The following is a 1,370-nucleotide window of genomic DNA, read 5'->3' on the forward strand; positions in this document are numbered from 1 at the left end:
GTGAGTAACCTGCCCTTGACTCTGGGATAAGCCTGGGAAACTGGGTCTAATACCGGATATGACCTTCCATCGCATGGTGGTTGGTGGAAAGCTTTTGTGGTTTTGGATGGACTCGCGGCCTATCAGCTTGTTGGTGGGGTAATGGCCTACCAAGGCGACGACGGGTAGCCGGCCTGAGAGGGTGACCGGCCACACTGGGACTGAGACACGGCCCAGACTCCTACGGGAGGCAGCAGTGGGGAATATTGCACAATGGGCGCAAGCCTGATGCAGCGACGCCGCGTGAGGGATGACGGCCTTCGGGTTGTAAACCTCTTTCAGTAGGGAAGAAGCGAAAGTGACGGTACCTGCAGAAGAAGCGCCGGCTAACTACGTGCCAGCAGCCGCGGTAATACGTAGGGCGCAAGCGTTATCCGGAATTATTGGGCGTAAAGAGCTCGTAGGCGGTTTGTCGCGTCTGCCGTGAAAGTCCGGGGCTCAACTCCGGATCTGCGGTGGGTACGGGCAGACTAGAGTGATGTAGGGGAGACTGGAATTCCTGGTGTAGCGGTGAAATGCGCAGATATCAGGAGGAACACCGATGGCGAAGGCAGGTCTCTGGGCATTAACTGACGCTGAGGAGCGAAAGCATGGGGAGCGAACAGGATTAGATACCCTGGTAGTCCATGCCGTAAACGTTGGGCACTAGGTGTGGGGGACATTCCACGTTTTCCGCGCCGTAGCTAACGCATTAAGTGCCCCGCCTGGGGAGTACGGCCGCAAGGCTAAAACTCAAAGGAATTGACGGGGGCCCGCACAAGCGGCGGAGCATGCGGATTAATTCGATGCAACGCGAAGAACCTTACCAAGGCTTGACATGGACCGGACCGCCGCAGAAATGTGGTTTCCCCTTTGGGGCCGGTTTACAGGTGGTGCATGGTTGTCGTCAGCTCGTGTCGTGAGATGTTGGGTTAAGTCCCGCAACGAGCGCAACCCTCGTTCTATGTTGCCAGCGGTTCGGCCGGGGACTCATAGGAGACTGCCGGGGTCAACTCGGAGGAAGGTGGGGACGACGTCAAATCATCATGCCCCTTATGTCTTGGGCTTCACGCATGCTACAATGGCCGGTACAAAGGGTTGCGATACTGTGAGGTGGAGCTAATCCCAAAAAGCCGGTCTCAGTTCGGATTGGGGTCTGCAACTCGACCCCATGAAGTCGGAGTCGCTAGTAATCGCAGATCAGCAACGCTGCGGTGAATACGTTCCCGGGCCTTGTACACACCGCCCGTCAAGTCACGAAAGTTGGTAACACCCGAAGCCGGTGGCCTAACCCCTTGTGGGAGGGAGCTGTCGAAGGTGGGACTGGCGATTGGGACTAAGTCGTAACAAGG

Annotated in this window: 1 rRNA gene; it reads left to right on the forward strand. The window is 57.2% G+C overall.

The window, feature by feature from the left end:
* Window positions 1-1,370, forward strand: a 16S ribosomal RNA gene (locus tag K4G53_RS07595); the annotation flags it as partial.

Origin of the sequence: Arthrobacter sp. MAHUQ-56 (genome assembly GCF_019710585.1) — a bacterium.
GTDB lineage: Bacteria > Actinomycetota > Actinomycetes > Actinomycetales > Micrococcaceae > Arthrobacter.